12 protein-coding genes and 1 pseudogene are annotated in these 20346 nt (G+C 74.6%); 9 read left to right on the forward strand and 4 right to left on the reverse strand.

Going from position 1 to position 20346, the window contains the following annotated elements:
• The first annotated feature begins 251 nt into the window (after window positions 1-251).
• The 4 genes from PP1_RS10330 (at window position 252) to PP1_RS10345 (ending at window position 5369) form a co-directional block, all read left to right on the forward strand.
• The gene (locus PP1_RS10330; RefSeq protein ID WP_010242245.1) at window positions 252-1418 is read left to right on the forward strand and encodes a thiolase family protein; all 1167 of its coding nucleotides are present in this window, start codon (window positions 252-254) and stop codon (window positions 1416-1418) included.
• Between the two features lie 20 nt (window positions 1419-1438).
• Window positions 1439-2185, forward strand: a complete 747-nt coding sequence (locus PP1_RS10335; RefSeq protein ID WP_010242243.1) for a GIDE domain-containing protein — start codon at window positions 1439-1441, stop codon at window positions 2183-2185.
• A 103-nt stretch (window positions 2186-2288) separates the two neighbouring features.
• Window positions 2289-3788: a S1C family serine protease gene (locus PP1_RS10340; RefSeq protein ID WP_010242239.1), complete on the forward strand. Its 1500-nt coding sequence runs from the start codon at window positions 2289-2291 to the stop codon at window positions 3786-3788.
• Between the two features lie 198 nt (window positions 3789-3986).
• A complete protein-coding gene (locus tag PP1_RS10345; protein ID WP_010242237.1) occupies window positions 3987-5369 on the forward strand; it encodes a sugar porter family MFS transporter in 1383 nt (460 codons plus the stop codon).
• A gap of 9 nt (window positions 5370-5378) precedes the next feature.
• Here PP1_RS10345 and PP1_RS10350 read toward each other — a convergent pair whose 3' ends face one another.
• From PP1_RS10350 to PP1_RS10365, 4 genes are read right to left on the reverse strand one after another with little or no spacing between them, the layout of a single operon-like run.
• Window positions 5379-6062, reverse strand: a complete 684-nt coding sequence (locus PP1_RS10350; protein ID WP_227012682.1) for a DedA family protein — start codon at window positions 6060-6062, stop codon at window positions 5379-5381.
• Entirely contained in the window at window positions 6059-6859 is an 801-nt protein-coding gene (locus PP1_RS10355) for an MBL fold metallo-hydrolase (RefSeq protein ID WP_083697045.1), read from the reverse strand. Before PP1_RS10355 ends, PP1_RS10350 begins: the two co-directional genes overlap by 4 nt.
• Before the next feature lie 35 nt (window positions 6860-6894).
• A complete protein-coding gene (locus tag PP1_RS10360) occupies window positions 6895-7305 on the reverse strand; it encodes a TIGR03618 family F420-dependent PPOX class oxidoreductase (RefSeq protein ID WP_010239087.1) in 411 nt (136 codons plus the stop codon).
• A gap of 10 nt (window positions 7306-7315) precedes the next feature.
• On the reverse strand, window positions 7316-8530 hold the full coding sequence (locus PP1_RS10365; protein ID WP_060722236.1) for a citrate synthase: 1215 nt from the start codon (window positions 8528-8530) through the stop codon (window positions 7316-7318).
• A gap of 79 nt (window positions 8531-8609) precedes the next feature.
• On the opposite strand from PP1_RS10365, the gene PP1_RS10370 reads away from it, so the two are divergent.
• The 5 genes and pseudogenes from PP1_RS10370 to PP1_RS10390 all read left to right on the forward strand — a co-directional run bounded on the left by PP1_RS10370 (window position 8610) and on the right by PP1_RS10390 (window position 20327).
• Window positions 8610-9773 (forward strand): citrate/2-methylcitrate synthase, encoded by a 1164-nt coding sequence (locus PP1_RS10370; RefSeq protein WP_060573595.1) that lies wholly within the window; start codon window positions 8610-8612, stop codon window positions 9771-9773.
• Window positions 9774-9890: 117 nt separating this feature from the next.
• Window positions 9891-11339 (forward strand): annotated as a pseudogene (locus PP1_RS10375) (MFS transporter); the annotation flags it as partial.
• A gap of 529 nt (window positions 11340-11868) precedes the next feature.
• Window positions 11869-13818 carry a 3-oxoacyl-ACP synthase III family protein gene (locus tag PP1_RS10380; protein ID WP_010242731.1) on the forward strand — a complete coding sequence of 650 codons (1950 nt, stop codon included), beginning with the start codon at window positions 11869-11871 and terminating at the stop codon, window positions 13816-13818.
• Between the two features lie 114 nt (window positions 13819-13932).
• On the forward strand, window positions 13933-19563 hold the full coding sequence (locus PP1_RS10385) for an ATP-binding protein (RefSeq protein ID WP_010242733.1): 5631 nt from the start codon (window positions 13933-13935) through the stop codon (window positions 19561-19563).
• Entirely contained in the window at window positions 19560-20327 is a 768-nt protein-coding gene (locus PP1_RS10390) for a beta-ketoacyl-ACP reductase (protein ID WP_010242735.1), read from the forward strand. Before PP1_RS10385 ends, PP1_RS10390 begins: the two co-directional genes overlap by 4 nt.
• The last annotated feature ends 19 nt before the right edge of the window (window positions 20328-20346 follow it).

Below are 20346 nucleotides of genomic sequence, written 5' to 3' on the forward strand. Positions count from 1 at the left end.
GTCTCGCTCACCTGGTGGCCAGGCCCTGCGCCCGGGCCGGCCCTCGTGATCGGGGCGGACCAGTATGTCGAGCGCAGCGTTGGGAGCTACTCCCCTTCGCGTACGGGACCTGACGTTACCTCATCGATCCAGTCCTGCTCGACCGTCGCGGATCGATGTGACCGCACTCTCAGCACGTGCCGGCCGGGATGGCTTAGCGTCGCGAAGCAACCGCACCGCCCCTGTCACCGCCGACCGAGGAGGAACCCGCCATGCCCGAGGCCGTCGTCTGCGAGGCCGTCCGCACACCGATCGGCAAGCGGAAGGGATCGCTGTCCGAGGTCCACCCGGTCGACCTGTCGGCCGCCGTGCTCACCGCGCTCGCCGAGCGGACCGGGATCGACCCCGGCGTGGTCGACGACGTCGTCTGGGGCTGCGTCAACCAGGTCGGCGACCAGGCCGCCCAGATCGGCCGGTACGCGCTGCTGGCCGCCGGATGGCCGGAGACGGTGCCGGGCGTGACGATCAACCGGGCCTGCGGGTCGAGCCAGTCGGCCTTCGACTTCGCGGCCGGGATGGTCCTCGCCGGGCAGTACGACGTCGTCGTCGCCGGTGGGGTGGAGTCGATGACCCGGGTGCCGCTCGGCGCGGGCCGCGAGCTGGGCCGGCCCTACGGCCCGCTGGTGCGCGACCGCTACCGCGAGGACCTGACCTCGGGAGAGTTCCCGAACGACGACTTCAACCAGGGTGTCGGCGCGGAGCGGATCGCCCGCGACTGGGGGCTGTCCCGGACCCGGCTCGACGAGTACGCCGCCCGCTCGCACGAGCTGGCCGCCGCCGCGATCGACTCGGGCGCGTTCGACGGGCAGCTCGTCGACGTCCCGGGCGCGCCGGGATTCGCCGCCGACGAGGGGCTGCGCCGCGGGACGACCGCCGAGACCCTCGCCGCGCTGAAGCCGGTGTTCTCCGGGACCGGGGTGATCCACGCCGGGAACAGCTCGCAGATCTCCGACGGCGCGTCCGCCGTGCTCGTCACGACGCCGGAGCGGGCCGCGGAGCTGGGACTGACCCCGATCGTCCGCTACCACTCCGGCGCGGTGTCCGGGGCCGACCCGCTGCGGATGCTGACCGGGCCGATCCCCGCGACCCAGAAGGTCCTCAAGCGCTCCGGGCTGGCGATCGGCGACATCGGCGCGTTCGAGGTCAACGAGGCGTTCGCGCCGGTCCCGCTGGCCTGGCAGGCGGAGCTCGGCGCCGACGACGCCCGGCTCAACCCGCTCGGCGGCGCGATCGCCGTCGGGCACCCGCTGGGTGCTTCCGGCACGATCCTGCTGACCCGGCTCGTGCACCACATGCGCGACCGCGGCATCCGCTACGGGCTGCAGACCATGTGCGAGGGCGGCGGCACGGCGAACGCGACGGTCGTCGAGCTGGTGTGACCGTCGGCTAGGTTCCCGTCGTGCTGTGGATCGGGATCATCGCGTTGCTCGCCGGTGCCGGGTGCTTCTGGGCCGCCGTCCACACCCAGCGCCGGGTGCACGCGATGATGGCGGCGGAGACGCTGCCGGTGCCCCGGCTGCTGGAGGAGGCGGGGATCGCCGCGGACCTCAACGGCGGGCCGGGCCGGTTCCGGAAGGTCTGCGAGGTCGTGGGCGAGGCCGCGCCCGCCCCGGTCGGCCTGCTGCGCTCCGAGCTCGCCGGCGTCGAGTGCGTCTGGCACGCCCACCGGGTCGAGCGCCGGTTCGAGCGCCGCGAGCGCGACTCCGAGGGCCGGATGCGCACCTCCACCCACACCGAGACCGTCTCCGAGCGGGTGTCACCGCACGGCTGGCCGCTGCTGCGCGACGGGCACACCATCGGCGTCGACCCGGGCGGGCGGCGTCCCGACCCGGTCGAGCTGGTGCTGGACCGCTTCGACCCGGCGGACGAGCGCGGCCCCCGCGGCGACCGCACGCTCGGCTACCGCAACCAGGAGTGGGTGCTCCGCCCCGGCGTGCGGATGTACGTACTGGGCGAGGTCGACGACCGTGACGGTCCGCTGGTGATCCGGGCCCCGCAGGACACGTCCCACCCGTTCGTCCTGTCCACCCGCACCGAGGACGAGCTGACCGCCACCGACCGGCGCAGCCAGCGGTGGTGGGCCCGCGGCGGCGCCGCACTCGTCCTGCTGGGGCTGGTCCTGACGATCGCAGGCGCGGTGACCTGAGGCGCGGGACCTGAGCGCGGCCCCACCGGTCCACACCGAACGCGCGCGGGATTCCCAGCGCGATCACAGGCTCGTCTCAGGGTCACGCCGCACAGTTGCTCCCATGACCGAGTACGGGCCGGGCACCGGCGGGCGCGCCGACGGGGAGACCTCCACCGGGGGCGGCGCCACGGACCCCACCCGGCCCGATCCGCGTGCGGCAGGGGACGGCCCCGGGCACGCCGACGGCAGGAGCGCTCAGGAGGCGACCGACGTGACCGACACCGACCACCGGAGGCAGCAGGAGCAGGCCCCGCCGCCGTGGGCCTCCGCGAGCAACCCCACGATCCCGGCGCACGGTGCCGGCAGCCCGCCCACCTCGGTGTACCCGCCGTTCCCGGCGCAGGCCCCTGCCCCGAAGCCGCCGCGGCGCTTCGGTGCCGGCCTGGTCGCCGTCGCGGTCGCGGCGGGGCTGATCGGGGGCGGCGTCGGCTTCGGTGGCGCCTACGCCGTGCTCGGCGGGGACACCGGTTCGAGCACCGCGACGCTGTCCAGCTCCGCCGCCCCGGGCACCCCCGCCCAGGCCGCCGACGGCTCCATCGCCGGCGCGGCCGCCGCGATCACCCCGAGCACGGTGGACATCCAGGTCCGCACCGCGCAGGGCACCGCCGAGGGGTCGGGCGTGATCCTCACCGCCGACGGCGAGGTCCTCACCAACAACCACGTCGTCTCCGGGGCGGGCGACGGCGGGCAGATCACGGTCTCGACCGCCGACGGCACCCAGCACCGCGCGACCGTCGTCGGCACCTCCCCCAGCTACGACCTCGCCGTCATCCGGCTGGAGGGGGCCTCGGACCTGAAGGCCGCCACGCTCGGCCAGTCCTCGGGCGTGCAGGTCGGCGAGCAGGTGGTCGCCACCGGGTCCCCGCAGGGGCTCTCCGGCACCGTCACCGCCGGCATCGTGTCCGCGCTGAACCGCACCGTCTCCGCCAGTGGCGACGGCGGCACCCCGGTCGTCTACAACGGGCTGCAGACCGACGCACCGATCAACCAGGGCAACTCCGGCGGTCCGCTGGTCAACCTCGCCGGGCAGGTCGTCGGCATCAACTCGGCGATCGCGACGAGCGGGCAGAACGCCGGCTCGATCGGTCTCGGCTTCGCGATCCCGGTGGACACCGCGAAGCGGGTGGCCCAGGAGCTGATGTCGGACGGCGTCGCGACCAAGCCGCAGCTCGGCGTCCAGGGGTCGGTGTCGGCCTCCGGCTCCGAGACCGCGGGCACCGGTGGCGCGCAGGTGGCGGCCGTCGAGCCCGGCTCGCCCGCGGCGAACGCGGGCGTGGCGGCGGGCGACGTCGTCACCAAGGTCGACGAGTACCCGGTGTCGAGCTTCGCGGACCTGATCGCACGGGTCGGCAACTTCACCCCCGGCCAGCAGGTCACGCTGACCATCGGCAGCGGGGCGGACGCCCGCCAGGTCCCGGTGACCCTCGGCAGCGCGCAGGACACCGAGGCGGCCACCGCCCGGCAGGGCGCCCTCACCACGCCGGAGGGCTCCGGGCAGGGCGGCGGTTCCGCACCTTCCGCGCCGTTCGGGATCAACCCCTTCGGGGGCGGCGGGAACTGACCCCTCCCCCACCGGTCTCCGGCCGGGTGCGACGTACCCCCTCCCGTCGCGCCCGGCCGGTTCCGTCTGTGTCCGGAATCGTGTGGGTTCCGGCCCGCATTGCGGCGAACGGTGGACAGTCACGGACCGATACGGCAACCCTGGTCGCCGTTGTTGCGTGGCGCACCCGTCGCGCGACCCGACCGGGAGGGGCTGTCGATGACGACACACGGCGACACCGGCGACACCGGCCACCGCACGCGGCAGGGACGCGGGATCGGCCTGGCGACCACCGTCGCCGCCGCGGGCGGACTGCTGTTCGGCTACGACACCGGGGTGATCAGCGGGGCGCTGCTGTTCATCGCACCGGAGTTCGGGCTCGGTGAGGCCGGCCAGCAGCTGCTCGTCTCCGGGCTGCTGGTAGGCGCGCTGGTAGGCGCGCTGGCCGGCGGGGCGATCACCGACGCACTCGGCCGGCGGCGGACGCTCGTCGGCGTCGCCGCGGTGTTCCTTCTCGGCGCGGTGCTCTCCGGGCTGGCCCCGGGGACCGGGGTGCTGCTCGGCGCCCGGGTGCTGCTGGGGCTGGCGATCGGCGTGTCCTCGGTCTGCGTGCCGCTCTACATCGCCGAGATCGCGCCGAAGGAGTCACGCGGGCGCCTGGTCTCGATGAACCAGTTCCTGATCACGGTCGGGATCCTGCTGTCCTACCTGGTCAACTCAATGTTCGCGGAGGCGGAGAGCTGGCGCTGGCCGCTCCTGCTGGCCGGTGTCCCGGCGCTGGCGATGCTCGTCGGGCTGGCCGGGGCGCAGGAGTCGCCGCGCTGGCTGGTGCTGCGCGGGCGGGTCGACGAGGCGCGAGCCGCGCTCGCCGGCCGGACGCCCGAGCAGGCCGACGCCGAGATCGCCGAGATCCGCGCCGCCGCCCGCGACGAGGCCCGCTGGACCTGGTCGGACCTGCGCCGCCCGCAGCTGCGTCCCGCGCTGACCCTGGGCATCGGCGTGGCCGCGGTGAACCAGCTGGTCGGGGTGAACGCGGTCATCTACTACGCGCCGACGATCCTGTCCGGGGTGTTCGGCTCCGACACCGGCGCGCTCCTGGCGACGGTGGGGATCGGGGTGGTGAACACGGTCGTCACGGCGGTGGCGCTGGCCCGGATCGACTCGTGGGGCCGCAGGCCGTTGCTGCTCGGCGGGCTCGCCGTCGTCGTCGCCGCGCTGGTCGCGCTGGTCGTGCTGTTCCTGCTGCCCTCGCAGGACGGCATCGTCGGGGTCCTCGTCGTCGTCGCGCTCTGCGTGTACATCGCCGCGTTCGCCGCGAGCCTGGGCATCGCGATCTGGCTGGTGAACTCCGAGGTGTTCCCGACCGCGGTCCGCGGCAAGGCCGCCGGGCTCGGCGCGACGACGCACTGGGGCATCGACCTGGTGATCGCGTCGACGACGCTGACGCTCATCACCACGCTCGGGGAGTCCGGGCTGTTCGCGATCTTCGCGGTGATCGGCGTGGCCGGGTTCGTCTTCCTCCACCGGCTGATGCCCGAGACCAAGGGGCGCAGCCTGGAGGAGATCGACGCCGCGTTGCAGGAGCGTGCGGGACGGACCTGACCGCACCCGTCACCGGTCGTGGGCGGGCTCTCCCGGCGAGTGGGCCCGCCGCTCGCGGCGCCGGGACCGCAGGCGGCCCACCAGCGCCGTCACCGCGCCGACGACGGCGACGAGCCCGACCGCCAGCCCCGCCGCCACCAGCGGTGAGTCGGTGAGGTTGCCGGTGAGGACCCCGAGCACGCCGTAGAGCAGCGTCCAGAGCACCGCGCCGGCCGCGACCGCCGGGAGCAGCACCGACCAGGCCATCCCGGACGCGGCGGCCGCGATCAGGGTCGGCACCCGTCCCGCGGGGGCGACCCGGCCGACCAGGACCAGCAGCCAGCCGCGGTCGGCGAACGCGGCCCGCACCCGGGCCACCCGCTCGCCGGTGCGCGCCCCGCCGAACCGGCCGCCTGCCACCGCGTCGAGCACCGGGACGCTCCCCCGGCGGGCGACGGCGTAGGTCACCAGGTCCCCGGCGAGCGCCGCGGCGAAGGCCAGCACGAGCACCACCGGCAGCGACAGCGCCGGGGAGGTCATCGCCGTCGCCGCGGCGGCACCGACGATGGCCCCGGTCGGCACCACCGGCAGGATCGAGCCGAACAGCACCCCGCCCCCGACGACGAGGTAGGCGACCCGGCCGGCGTCCGGGCTCAGCTCGGCGGTGAACCACTCCTCGGTGGCCGGTTGCAGCACGGCGCCCAGCACGCTCACACCGCCGCCCCGACCGCCGCGCCGGGCGGGACGACCAGGGTGCGCGCCGGCAGCCCGGCCGCGGCGACCGCCGCGGCGAAGTCGTGCGGCGGCCGCACGAGGAGCTCCCGCATCCGCCCGCCGGTCCGCCCGGGGACCGAGCAGAGCCCGGTGACGGCGAGCGTGCCCCAGTGCACCGGCAGCGCGGCCCGGGGCGCCAGCCGCCGGACGGCCTCGGCGGCACCGGCCGGGTCGAGGTGTCCCGGGCCGAGGCTCGGGCCCCAGCCCCACACCGGCAGCGCGGCGAGGTCGATCGGGCCCTGGGCGGCGACGTCGCCGAGGCCCGGGAACAGTCCGGTGTCCCCGGCGGCGTAGACGCGCAGGCCGTCGCCCTCCAGCAGGTGGCCCATCGCGTCGGCCTGCGGGCCGTGGGTCAGCCGGGGGCCCCAGCGGTGCCCGGAGTGGTCGGCCGGGGTGCCGGTGACGTGCAGCCCGCCGAACGTCCGCCGCTGCCCGACGGCCAGCTCCGACACCCGGGCCACGCCGCGCCGGCGCAGCCACGCCGCCGCCCCTGCCGGGACCACGACCTCGGTGTCGCGCGGCAGCAGCGCCAGCGAGCCCAGGTGCAGGTGGTCGGCGTGCAGGTGCGAGATCAGGACCAGGTCGACGCCGCCGAGCCCCGCGGGATCGACCGCGGGCGCCATCCGCCGCAGCGGCCCGACCGCGGAGGTCAGCACCGGGTCGGTGAGCACGGTGCGCCCGCCGAGGCGCAGCCGCAGCGTGCTGTGCCCGAGGAAGGTCGTCTCCGGCAGGTCCACGCCGTCGAGTATCCCCGCCGGCGCGGCGGCGGGGATCAGGCGTTGCCGAGGACCCGGTCGACGACGATCCGCAGCACCACCCGCTGCGGGTTCACCCGGGGCTCCTTGTACTCCGCGGCGTAGCGGCGTTCCGCGGCGTGCACCCCCTCCGGGGTGGGATCCACGACGGCGACCCCCTCGAGGGTCGACCAGGTCCGGCCGTCGACCGCGGTGACGGTGACCCGGGCCCCGTCCGGCCCGGCGGCGGCGACGTTGCGGGCCTTCTGCGAGCCGCCGCTGGACAGGACCCTGGCGATCCCGTCCTCCACGTCGACGGTCACCCCGACCGGCACGGCATGCGGCGTGCCGTCCCGCCGCGGGGTGACCAGGACGCACGGGCGGCGCTCCGACCAGAGCTCGCGGAAGCGGTCGGACACACCGTCGGCGAGGGAACGTCGTCGCGTCATCCGGCCATCCTCACCCCGCGGTCCCGGGCGGGTGCTCCCGGCTCCCCGGTCGCGGCCCGGTGTAGACGCCGGACGGCCGGAACCGCAGGCCGGGCTCGGCGTACTCCTCGCGGGCGTGCGCCACCCAGCCGACGGTGCGGGCGGTGGCGAACAGCAGCTCGCCGGCGTCGCGCCGCAGGCCGTGGGCGTGCAGCAACGCGGCCAGCGCGAGATCGACGTTCGGGGCGGGGCCCTCGCCGCCGCGGTCGAGGTCCCCGGCCACCGCGTCCACGCACGCGAGCACCCGCTCCGCGGCCGGGTCGTCGCGCAGGCGGTCCAGCAGCACCGTCGCGCGGGGGTCCGGGCCCCGGTACACCGTGTGCCCGAAGCCGGGCACACGTTCGCCGGCGCGCAGCCGCTCGGCGAGCGCGCCGCGGGGGTCGTCCAGGGCGCCGGCGAGGAACCGGTGGGCCAGCCCGCTCGCGAGGCCGTGCCGCGGGCCGTCGAGCGCGCCGAGCCCGGCGGAGACGACGGCGTGCACGTCGGCGAGGGTGCTCGCGGCGACCCGGGCCGCCACCGTCGACGCGGCCAGGCCGTGGTCGGCGAGCAGCACCAGCGCGGCGCGGACGTGGTCGAGCGCCGCGGGCGGGGGTTCGCCGTCCGGGTCACGGGCCAGGGCGGGCCACAGGCGCGCGGCGAGCGGGCCGTCCCCGCCGCCCGCCAGCGCGTCGACGACCGTCCCCAGCAGCCCGGACGCCGTGCGCACGACCGCAGCGGGCGCGACGTCGGCGCGGAGCGGGTCGGCCGCGGCGAGCGCGGCGACCGCCACCCGGAACCGGTCGGTGGTGCGCGCCCCGCCCGGGAGCGCCGCCAGCGCACCGCGGGCCACGGGCAGCAGCGCCGGATCGGCGTCGAACGCGACGGGGCCCGGGGTCTCCCAGAGCACGGCCGCCGCGTCCCCGAGGGTCCCGGCCACGGCGAGCTCGCCCACGGGCACGCCGCGGAACCACGGACCGCCGTCGGCCACGAGTGTGATCCGGGTCCGGATCCGCTCGACCGCGCCGGAGGGCTCGCCCGCCTCCCGGCCGCGCGCGGCGAGCGCCTCCACCTCGTCCTGGGCGAACCGGCTCCCCCGCCGCTGCGCGCCGCGCACGCTGGTCAGCAACCCGCGGCTGGCGTAGGCGTACACGGTCTCGCGCTTCACCCCGAGCCGTTCCGCGGTCTCGGCGGCGTTCAGGAACTCCACGACGGCACCCTACGGGACCGGATCAACATTGACCGGATCAATATTGACAAGCGTTGTCGCCGGGCGGACCGTCCGCGGCATGACCACGACCGAGAGGGCCGCCGTGCCGGAGGTCCCACCGGGCCTGCGCGGCGTCGCCGTCACCACCACGACCCTCGGCGACGTCCGCGGCGACGAGGGCTTCTACCACTACCGCCAGTACTCCGCGGTCGAGCTCGCCCGGACCCGCACGTTCGTCTGCGCCTGGTTCCTCGCCGCCCGCGGACGGCTGCCCGACCCGGACGAGCGGGCCGCGTTCGCCGCCCGCATCGCGCAGCGCCGGGCGCTGCCCGCCGCGCTGTCCGCGCTGCTTCCGGGCATCGCCGCGGCGTGCGGCGACGACCTGCTCGCGGGGCTGCGCGCCGCGCTGTCGGTGCTCGGCCCGCTGCACGGCATGCGACCGGTGTGGGACGCCGGCCCGGAGCGCGGCGCCGACGACGCGCTCACCGTCTGCGCGGCGACGCCGACGATCCTGGCCGCGCTGCACCGGCTGCGGTCCGGCCTCGACCCGGTGCCGCCCCGGCCGGACCTGGAACCCGCGGCGGACTGGCTGTGGATGCTCACCGGCGCCGAACCCGACCCTGGGCACGCCCGCGCCGTCGACGCCTACCTGGTCAGCACGCTGGACCACGGGTTCAACGCCTCCACCTTCACCGCACGCGTCGTCGCGTCGACCGGCGCGGACGTCGCGTCCGCGGTGACGGCGGCGACCGGTGCCTTCTCCGGCCCGCTGCACGGTGGTGCGCCGGACCGCGCACTGGAGGGCCTCGACGCCATCGACCGCGACGCCGGCGGCTCACCCGAGCGCTGGGTGGCGGACCGGCTCGCCGCCGGCGAACGGATCATGGGGTTCGGACACGCCGTGTACCGCGGGCCGGACCCGCGCACGGCGCTGCTGCGGGAGGTCGCCGAGCGGCTCGGCGGGCCGCTGCCCGCCCGCGCCGCCGACGTCGAACGCCGGGTCGCCGCCACCCTCGCCGAGCTCCGCCCGGACCGCCCGCTGCACGCGAACGTCGAGTTCTACGCCGGAGTGGTGATGGCGGGCTGCGGGATCCCGCGCAGCATGTTCACGCCGACGTTCGCGACCAGCCGGGTCGTCGGCTGGTGCGCCCACGTGCTGGAGCAGGCGGAGCAGCGTCGGCTGATCCGTCCGTCGGCCACCTACGTGGGCCCGCCGCCACCGGAGCCGGTGCCACCCCGCTGAACCCGGCCGGGCGGGCACCGGTGAGAAAGCTGGCAATGCAAACTTCCCTGTTGCCGCCGACATGCGGGACGTGCTCACCTGATCGTGCACATCCACAACAGCAGCGTCGGAGGTCGTGTGTTCCGGGCCCGTCGATCCGCAGGAGCGTCCCCCGGAGGCCCCGCACAGGAGGCACGGCACCGGCCGGCCGTCGCGATCACCGTGCTCGCCTCGTGCGGCCTGCTCGTCTCGCTGGTGCAGACGATGGTCGTCCCGCTGCTGCCGCGCTTCCCGGAGCTGCTGTCGGTGAGCCCGTCGACGGCGTCCTGGCTGATCACCGCGAACCTCGTCGCCGGTGCCGTGTCGGCGCCGGTCCTCGGCCGGCTCGGTGACATGTACGGCAAGCGGCGGATGCTGCTGGTCGCCCTGGGCCTGGTCGGTGCCGGTTCGCTGCTCGGCGCGGTCGCCCCCGGCATCGCTCTCCTCCTGGCGGCGCGGGTGCTGCAGGGCGCGGCGTTCGGCGTCATCGCGCTCGGGATGAGCCTGATGCGTGACGTCCTGCCCGCCGACCGCGTCGGGTCCGGGGTCGGGCTGATGTCGTCGTCGCTCGGGTTCGGCGGCGCCATCGGGCTGCCGATCACCGGCGTCGTCGCGCAGTTCACCAGCTGGCGCTGGCTGTTCGCCGGGGCCGCGGTCATCGCCGTGTTCCAGATCCTGGTGGTACGGCGGCTGGTCCCCGAGTCGAACCTGCGCAGCGGCGGCCGGTTCGACACCGTCGGGGCGCTCGGTGTCGGCGCCGCCCTGGTGTGCCTGCTGCTGGCGGTGTCGAAGGGCAACGACTGGGGCTGGGCCTCGCCGCTGGTGCTCGGCCTGTTCGCCGCGTCGGTCGTGCTGGCCCTGGTGACGGGGCGGTACGAACTGCGGGTGCCGGGCCCGCTGGTGGACCTGCGCGTGTCCGCGCGGCCGGCGGTGCTCCTGACGAACCTCGCGTCGGTGCTGGTCGGCTTCGCCATGTTCGCGGGCTTCGTGCTCGCCACCCAGATCCTGCAGGCGCCGGTCGCGACCGGGTACGGCTTCGGGCTGTCGCTGGTCGTCGCCGGTCTGGTCCTGCTGCCGATGGGCGGCTCGATGGTGGTCTTCTCGTCGGCCTCGGCCCGGCTGTCCCGGGTCCGCGGGCCGCGCACCACGCTGGTGCTCGGCACGCTGCTGCTGGGCGCCGGCAACCTCGGGTTCGCCCTGATCCCGGGCACCGTGTGGCTGCTCATGCTGGTGTCCACCGTCGCGGCGGTCGGGGCGGCGCTGGCCTACTCGGCGATCCCGCTGACGATCATGCAGGCGGTGCCGGAGTCGGAGACGGCCGCGGCGAACAGCCTCAACACCCTCGCCCGCCAGCTGGGGACGAGCTCGTGCACGGCCGTCGTCGCCGCGGTGACGACGGCCCTGGTCCTCGACGGCGGCACCCTGCCCGCCGCCTCGGCCTACACGATCTCGTTCGCCGCGGCCGGCGTCGCGGCGCTGGTGGCGACGGTCCTCGTCGCCCTGACACCGGCGCCGTCGGTCGCGCGGGAGCCGGTCACCACCGCCTCCTGACCCGCGTTCCGGCGCGGTCCCGCCCACCGTTCCCACCCGTCACGGGAATTGCGTCCGTGTCGCGTTCCGGGCACCGGGACGGACGCCGGTCCGGTGACCGTCCCGTCCACTATGGATCCCTCTGCGCCCGGCCCGCCGCGCGGCGGCCCCCGGCCCGGCGCGGACCTTCGGCGGACCCGGTGTCGCCATCGACCGCGCCACACCCCCGCGCTGCATGTGCACGCCGGGAGACGGCGCGGGCACGTCCAGTGATCATTCCAGTGTGGACACCACGCGGGCGCCCACCTGCGGAGACAACAAGAATGTAATAAGAACCCGCGAGTAGACCCACGGGTAACATTCTCGCCGGTAACAGTCCGAGTTGACCGACAATGCGTGAGCGCGCACACTCCGGGGCCGGATCACATTCCTATCGTGCCTGTTCACCGATACCGTCATCGGCACCGCTACCGATCCGATCACCCGGTCCGCATTCGCGTCCGGCCTGGTGATTCATCTGGCTGACGCCGCTCCAGGAGGTCGTCACATGAAGCCGTTCGTGGTCAACAGCCACGACCGTCTGGTCTTTCCCGCCAATTTCCTCGGCGAGCTCGACTTTTCGGTGATCGACGATCTCGAACAGTTCACCGCAATCGTCGGCCGCGATTTCGAGGCGAAAGCCCCTACCGGGACCGACATCCTGGAGCGCGTCACCACCGGCGCCTACCGGAGCCGCTTCGCGCTGCTGCGCGACATGAGCCAGAACCTGTTCTGGGTCAACCGGTACACGCTGACCATGTTCGAGAAGCGGCCCACCCGCTGGCGCGACCTGCCGCGGCACCGGGGCGACGTCTTCCTCCCGACCCTCACCCCCTGGCGTGACGGCGACAAGAAGGTCCGCGCGGTGCAGGAGGCCTTCGCGGTGCTGCCTTCCACCTGGGACGACGGCGTCGAGGAGAAGATCTTCGACCTGCTCTTCGACGTCTACGGCAACCGTCGCCACCACGCGACCGAGCTGCCGGCGGTCAAGCCCACGGTGGAGCAGTTCCTGACCACCCCGGGCGCCCGCACCTTCGTCGTGCCGCACCACGACCCGGACTACCCGGTCTTCTCCTGGAGCGAGATCCTCGACGCGCACGCCGAACGGCCCGAGCTCGAGGCGCTGACCCGCTGGGCGATGGTCCTGCACAACCAGTACCCGTGGGACCGCGCGGCCACCGAGCTGCGCACCGCCGACGAGATCGGCGACGACGACCACGTCATCGCGTTCCACCCGCGCAACCGCGACGTGGCGGCCTTCCTCGACCGCGCCACCGGCGCCCGCCCGGCCCGCCGCGGCCGGATCGCGACGCAGGCCGAGCCGGTCGAGCCGGAGCGCCCGCTGCCGCCGGTGCGGGTCCGCGAGGCGTTCGCGGTCCAGCCGAAGGTGGAGGCCCTCGCGGTCGTCCGCGGCGAGCACGTCTGCTCGAACGACGACGTCGTGCGCAACTCCGCGTTCTCCTGGTCGCCGATGAGCGCCGAGGAGATCTCCACCAAGACCGGCATCGACCAGCGCCGCTACACCGAGCTGGACATCGAGGACCTCGCCTGGGCCGCGGCGGTCCGGGCGCTGGAGCACTCCGGGCGCGACCGGTCCGAGATCGGAGCCGTGCTCGTCGCCACCTGCACCAGCGAGCGGCTGATCCCGTCGCTGTCGACGTGGCTGTCCGGTCAGCTGGGGCTGCTGCAGACGCACTGCTCGGCCGACATCGTCGCCGCCTGCGCCGGCCTGCCCTACGGCCTGGCCGAGGCCGTCCGGCAGCTGCAGGAGGTCCGGCGCCCGGTGCTGCTGGTCTGCGTCGAGAAGTTCTCCGACAAGATCGGCAACGTCCGCACCTCCCGGATGATCTTCGGGGACGGCGCCGCGGCCATGGTGGTCGCACCGGCGGCCGAGGGCGAGCGCGGCGACGTCGACCTCCTCCAGACCTACGCGTCGGGCCCCGTCTCCCAGGTCAACTCGATCATCTGGCCGAACCCGGAGTTCGACAACGACATCACCGTCTACGGGCCCGAGGTGAAGGCGCTCGTCGCCCGCTACCTCTCCCAGATGATCGGCGAGCTGACCGAGCAGGCCGGCCCGGACGGCACGGGCACGATGCTCGACGCGGTCGACCTGATCGTCCCGCACCAGGCCAACAAGACGATGATCCTGCAGCTCGCGGCGAAGGCCGGCCTCTCGGCGGAGCAGCTGTACTTCAACATCGGCTCGATGGGCAACGTGTCGGCGGCGTCCATCCCGATCGCGCTCCACGACGCCTGCACCGACGGCGCCGTCACCGGCCGCACCCGGGTCTTCGCTCCCGGCTTCGGCGCCGGGGCCGTCGGCGGCTACGCGGTGCTCGAGGTCGATCCGGCCGTCATGGCCCCGGAGGTGGTCCTCGACCCGGCGGCCGCGCCCGAGGCGGCCGCCGTGGCGGCCCCCACGTCCGACGACGTCCGTATCGCGTTCGGCGAGTGACAGGGTTGGGGCCCCACCGGTAGGACAGGGCGAGCGAACCTCGTCCCGTCACCGGCCCGGGGGCACCGCCCGTGTCACCGAACGCCGCCGCAGCCACCAGGAGCAGTGAAACCCGTGTTCTCGCGCATCGCCATCGTCAACCGCGGCGAACCCGCCATGCGGTTGATCAACGCCGTCCGTGAGTGGAACGCAGAGAACGGACCCGACCGCCGGCTGCGCACCATCGCGCTCCACACCGCCGTCGACCGTCGTGCGATGTACGTCCGGGAGGCCGACGAGGCCGTCCTGATCGGACCGGACGACCCGGACCACATGGGTGCGAGCCCTTACCTCGACTTCGCCGAGCTCGAGCGGGCGCTGCGGGTGTCGCGGGCCGAGGCGGTCTGGCCGGGCTGGGGCTTCGTCTCCGAGAAGGCCGACTTCGCCGAGCTCTGCGCACGGCTCGGGATCACCTTCGTGGGCCCGTCGGCCGAGGTGATGCGCCGGCTCGGCGACAAGATCGCCTCCAAGCAGCTGGCCGAGTCGGTCGGCGTGCCGATGGCCCCGTGGTCCGGCGGCCCGGTCGCCGATCTCGACGCGGCCCGCAAGGCCGCCGAGACCGTGGGCTACCCGCTGATGGTGAAGGCGACCGCGGGCGGCGGCGGCCGCGGCATCCGGTTCGTGGCGGGCCCGGAGCACCTGGACGAGGCCTTCGAGCGGGCGGCGTCCGAGGCGTCGCGGACGGCGGGCGACGCGACGGTGTTCCTGGAGCGCGCGGTCGCCGGCGGGCGGCACGTCGAGGTCCAGGTCGTCGCGGACGCGACGGGGGACGTGTGGACCCTGGGGGTCCGGGACTGCTCGGTGCAGCGCCGGAACCAGAAGGTGATCGAGGAGTCGGCGTCGACCGCGCTGGACGCCGAGCAGGAGCGTCTGCTGCGCGACTCCGCGGCCGACCTGGCCCGCGCCGCCGGCTACGTCAACGCCGGCACCGTGGAGTTCCTCTACCAGCCCGAGGAGAAGCTGCTCTCCTTCCTCGAGGTCAACACCCGGCTGCAGGTGGAGCACCCCGTCACCGAGGCGTGCACCGGCGTCGACATCGTGAAGCTGCAGCTGCACGTCGCCGCGGGCGGTGCGCTGGCCGAGGTCGCGACCTCGGTGCCGGCGGGATCCGGCTGGGCGATCGAGGCCCGGCTGACCGCCGAGGACCCGGAGCGCGAGTTCGCGCCCGCCCCCGGCCGGATCGAGCACCTCGCCCTGCCCAGCGGCCCCGGCATCCGGGTGGACACCGGTGTCGCCGCGGGCGACGTCATCCCGCCGCAGTTCGACTCCATGATCGCCAAGGTGATCGCGTGGGGCCGCGACCGCGACGAGGCCCGCGCCCGGCTCTCCCGCGCGCTGCGCCAGACCGCCGCGGTGATCGACGGCGGCTCCACGAACAAGGCGTTCCTGCTGGACCTGCTCGACCGCGACGAGCTGCGCGCCGGCGACGTGCAGACCACCTGGCTCGACGGGATGATGGCGCAGGGCTACGCCCCGCCGCGCCGCATCGACGTCGCCCTGCTGGCCACCGCGATCCAGTCGCACGACGGCCACGTCGCCCGCCAGCAGGACCGGCTGTTCCGCTCCGCCGAGGCCGGCCGCCCCGAGGTCGGCTACGAGACCTGGCACCAGACCGACGTGACGGTGGCCGGGCAGTCGTACAAGCTGCGGGTCGCCCGCACCCGGGCCGGCCGCTACCGCGTCGAGCTCGACGGCACCTCGGTCGACGTCGACGTCGAGCGCAACGGCGCCTACGAGCGCCGGATCACCGTCGGTGAGCAGAGCTGGACCGTGCTGTCGGTCGCCCAGGAGTCCGACTACCTGGTCGAGGTCGACGGCGCCGTGCACCGCATCTCCGGCGGCGAGGCCGGCATCGTGCGCGCACCCGCCCCGGCGATGGTCGTCGCGCTGCCGGTCGCCCCCGGCGACGTCGTCTCCGAGGGCGACACCGTCGCCATCGTCGAGTCGATGAAGCTGGAGACCTCGCTGCGGGCGCCGTTCGACGGCACCGTCGCCGAGCTGCTCGTCCCGGCCAACACCCAGGTCGACGGCGGCACCAAGCTCGTCCGGCTGGAACCCTCGGCCGACACCGAGACGGTCGCGGCCCCCACCGCCGACCGCGCCGACTTCGCCGCCTTCACCGCGGCCGGCACCGACGACGAGCCCGCCGCCACGGCCGCCGACGCGCTGTCCGCGCTGCGCTACCAGGTGCTCGGCTTCGACGTCGACGAGAGCCAGGCCCGGCCGCAGATGCGCCGCCTCGCCGGGGCCCGCGCGCGCCTCGCCGACGACGACCCGGCCGTCCTCGCCGGCGAGGTCGCCGTCCTGAGGATCTTCGGTGACCTGTGCGCGCTGTCCCGGAACCGCTCCGAGACCGACGACGTCACCGGCGAGACCGAGCGCAACCCGCAGGAGTACCTCTACGCGTACCTGCGCAGCCGCGACGCCGACGACGAGGGCCTGCCCGAGTCGTTCCAGGCCAAGCTGCGCACCGCGCTCGCGCACTACGGCGTCTCCGACATCTCGTCCGCCCCGGACCTCGGCCCGGCGCTGTACCGGATGTTCCTGGCACACCGCCGCGCCCCGCAGCAGGTGCCGGTCGTGCTGCACCTGCTCAACTGGCGCCTCGAGCACCCCCGCTCGCTCGCCGGGCTGTCGTCCGCGGCCCGGGAGGACTACCTGCGGACCCTCGACGAGCTCGTCGTCGCCACCCAGCTGCGGCACCCCGTCGTCGGCGACACCGCACGGCTGGTCCGCTACCGCGCGTTCGACGCGCCGGTCGTGGCGGCCGAGCGCTCGCACGCGCTCGCCGAGCTCCGGGAGAGCCTGGACGTGCTGGCCACCGACCCGGCGACGCCGGACCGGGCCCGCCGGATCGACGCGCTGGTCGCGTCGTCGGAGTCGATCCTCGGCGTCTTCGGGGAGCGGCACGACGCCGTCCTGCTGGAGGTCATGACCCGGCGCTACTACCGGGTGCGGCCGCTGCGCGACCTGGAGCTCACCGAGCACGCCGGCAAGCCGCTGCTGACGGCGCGCTACCAGCACCTCGGCAACGACCGGACGCTGTTCGCCTCGGTCATCGACAACAACGACCCGGCCGCCGCCGTGGCGGTCGCCGAGGAGCTGCGCCGCCGCGTCGGCGAGCTCGACGGCGACCGCACCGCGCTCGTCGACCTCTACGTCACCTCCACCAAGGCCGACGACGGCGGCGACCCCGACGCCCGCGCCGAGCGGGTCCGGGCAGCGCTCGGCCGGGTGCCCGCCATCCTGCACCGGGTCGCCGTCGCCGTCCGCCCGAACCCGCGTGCCGAGCACACCGCGGAGGCCGAGGCCGAGGCGCCGACCTGGTTCACCTTCCGCCCCGACGAGACCGGCGAGCTCGTCGAGGACCGGACGCTGCGCGGCATGCACCCGCTGGTCGCCGACCGGCTGCGGCTGTGGCGCTTCCGCAACTTCGAGCTGACCCGTGTGCCGGCCGCCACCGACGTCCACCTGTTCCGCGCCGTCGGCCGCGAGGTCCCGGGCGACGACCGGCTGGTCGCGATGGCCGACGTCCGCGAGCTGACCGTGCTCCGTGACGAGGAGACCGGGCGGATCCGGTCCCTGCCGCAGTTCGAGCGCGCGCTCGACGCCTGCATCAACTCGCTGCGGTCCGCCCGTGCGAACGACCGGAACCTGGCCCGGCTGTCGTGGAACCGGATCGCGCTCTACGTCTGGCCGGAGGTCGACGTCCCGCTGGCCGAGCTCGACCAGGTGGTCCGGCGGCTCGCACCGCGCACCGCGCACCTCGGGCTGGAGCAGGTGCTCGTCGAGTTCCGCACGGCCGATGTGTCGGTCACCGGCGGGCAGGGCGGCCCGAAGTCGATGCTGCTGCGCATGTCCCGGCCCCCCGGTGCCGGGCTGACCCTGCGGCTCGACGAGCCGCCGACCGAGCCGATGCGCGAGCTCGACGACTACGACCAGAAGGTCCTCAAGGCCCGTCGCCGCGGCGCGGTCTACCCGTACGAGATCGTCCCGCTGCTCACCGCCCCGATCGACGCCGGCGAGGGCACCTGGCAGGAGTACGACCTGGTCGAACCGGACGACCCGGCACGGCCGCTGCCGGTCGACCGGGCGCCCGGCGGCAACCGGGCCAACCTGGTGCTCGGCGTCGTCTCGGTGCCGACCCGCCGCTACCCGGAGGGCATGAAGCGGGTCGTGCTGCTCGGTGACCCGACCCGGGCGCTCGGCGCGATCGCCGAGCCCGAGTGCCGCCGGGTGCTGGCCGCCATCGACCTCGCCCGCGAGCTCGACGTGCCCGTCGAGTGGTTCGCCGTCTCCGCCGGCGCGAAGATCGCGATGGACTCCGGCACCGAGAACATGGACTGGATCTCCCGGGTGCTGCGCGGGATCATCGAGTTCACCCAGGCCGGCGGCGAGATGAACGTCGTCGTCACCGGCATCAACGTCGGCGCCCAGCCCTACTGGAACGCCGAGGCGACGATGCTCATGCACACCAGGGGCATCCTGGTGATGACGCCGGACTCGGCCATGGTGCTCACCGGCAAGCAGTCGCTCGACTACTCCGGCGGGGTCTCGGCCGAGGACAACTTCGGCATCGGCGGCTACGACCGGATCATGGGCCCGAACGGGCAGGCGCAGTACTGGGCGCCGGACCTGTCCGGCGCGGTGCAGGTGCTGCTGCGCCACTACGCGCACACCTGGGCGCTGCCCGGCGAGCGGTTCCCGCGGCCCGCGCCGACCACCGACCCGGTCTCCCGGGACGTCACGACCGCGCCGCACGCCGGCCCGAACTGCGAGTTCACCACGCTCGGGGAGATCTGGGCGGAGGCCACCAACGGCGAGCGCAAGAAGCCGTTCGACATCCGCTCGGTGCTGCGCGGCGTCGCCGACGCCGACCACGTCACCTCCGAGCGCTGGGCCGACATGCACGACGCCGAGTCGGTCGTCGCGCTCGACGCGCACCTGGGCGGCCAGCCGATCGCCATGGTCGGCATCGAGTCGCGGCCGATCCCGCGCCGCGGCCCGCGCCCGGTGGACGGCCCGTCGCAGTTCACCGCCGGGACGCTGTTCCCGCGCTCGTCGCGCAAGTGCGCGCGGGCGATCAACGCGGCGTCCGGCAACCGGCCGCTGGTGGTGCTGGCGAACCTCTCCGGGTTCGACGGCTCGCCGGAGTCGCTGCGCGGGCTGCAGCTGGAGAACGGCGCCGAGATCGGCCGGGCCATCGTCAACTTCGACGGGCCGATCGTCTTCTGCGTCGTGTCGCGGTACCACGGCGGCGCGTTCGTCGTCTTCTCCGGGACGCTGAACGACAACATGGAGGTCGCCGCGATCACCGGCTCCTACGCCTCCGTGCTCGGCGGGGCGCCGGCTGCCGCCGTCGTCTTCGCCGGCGAGGTCAAGAACCGGGTCGCCGCCGACGAGCGGATCACCGTCCTGGAGGGCCGGATCGCCGAGGCCTCGGAGGCCGGCGACGAGGCCGTCGCGGCCCGGCTGCGCGGCGAGCTCGCCGCGCTCCGCCCGGACGTCCGGTCGGAGAAGCTCGGCCAGGTGGCCGACGAGTTCGACACCAAGCACTCCATCGAGCGGGCGCAGAGCGTCGGCTCGGTGCACCGGATCGTCACCCCCGACCAGCTGCGGCCCTACCTGGCCGACGCCGTGGCACGGGGCATGAAGCGCACTCTCGACCGCCGCACCGGCGACACCACTGGAGGACGACAGACATGACCGCCATCACCGACACCAACCCGGAGCAGCGCGTCGCGATCGTGACCGGCGGGGCGCGCGGCATCGGGGCCGCGATCACCACCACCCTCGCCCGCCAGGGCGTGCACGTCGCCGCCGGCTACTCGTCGAACTCGAAGGCCGCCGACGACCTGCGCGAGAAGCTCGGCGCCGAGGGCGCATCGGTGTCGGTGCACCAGGGCAACGTCGGCGCGCCGGAGGACTGCTCCCGCGTCGTGCAGGAGGTGCTCGAGCAGCGGGGCCGGGTCGACTACCTGGTCAACAACGCCGGGATCACCGTCGACAAGACCGTCCGCAAGCTGACCGTCGACGACTGGCACGCCGTGCTGCGGATCAACCTCTCCGGCGCGTTCTACATGAGCAAGGCCGTGCTGGAGCACATGTCCGGCAACGAGTTCGGCCGGATCGTGAACATCTCGTCGGTGATCGGCCAGACCGGGTCGATCGGCCAGGCCAACTACGCCTCGTCCAAGGCGGGCCTGATCGGTTTCTCGAAGTCCCTCGCGCAGGAGGTCGCCCGCAAGGGCATCACCGTCAACTGCGTCGCGCCGGGCTTCATCGAGACCGAGATGGTCGCCGCCGTGCCGGAGAAGGCGATGGAGAAGATCCTCGCGAAGATCCCGGTCGGGCGGCTCGGGCAGGCCGACGAGATCGCCCGCGCGGTGTCGTTCCTGGTCGACGACCGCGCCGGCTACGTGACCGGGTCCGTGATCAGCGTCAACGGCGGCCTGGACATGGCCTCCTGACCCGTCCCCCACCGGCCGC

This window comes from Pseudonocardia sp. P1 (assembly GCF_000178675.2).
Lineage (GTDB): Bacteria > Actinomycetota > Actinomycetes > Mycobacteriales > Pseudonocardiaceae > Pseudonocardia.

Coding starts and splice junctions, on each gene's coding strand:
- PP1_RS10345 (WP_010242237.1), top strand. CDS start 3,987: ATGACGACACACGGCGACACCGGCGACACCGGCCACCGCACGCGGCAG.
- PP1_RS10360 (WP_010239087.1), bottom strand. CDS start 7,305: ATGACGCGACGACGTTCCCTCGCCGACGGTGTGTCCGACCGCTTCCGC.
- PP1_RS10330 (WP_010242245.1), top strand. CDS start 252: ATGCCCGAGGCCGTCGTCTGCGAGGCCGTCCGCACACCGATCGGCAAG.
- PP1_RS10380 (WP_010242731.1), top strand. CDS start 11,869: ATGAAGCCGTTCGTGGTCAACAGCCACGACCGTCTGGTCTTTCCCGCC.
- PP1_RS10390 (WP_010242735.1), top strand. CDS start 19,560: ATGACCGCCATCACCGACACCAACCCGGAGCAGCGCGTCGCGATCGTG.
- PP1_RS10340 (WP_010242239.1), top strand. CDS start 2,289: ATGACCGAGTACGGGCCGGGCACCGGCGGGCGCGCCGACGGGGAGACC.
- PP1_RS10370 (WP_060573595.1), top strand. CDS start 8,610: ATGACCACGACCGAGAGGGCCGCCGTGCCGGAGGTCCCACCGGGCCTG.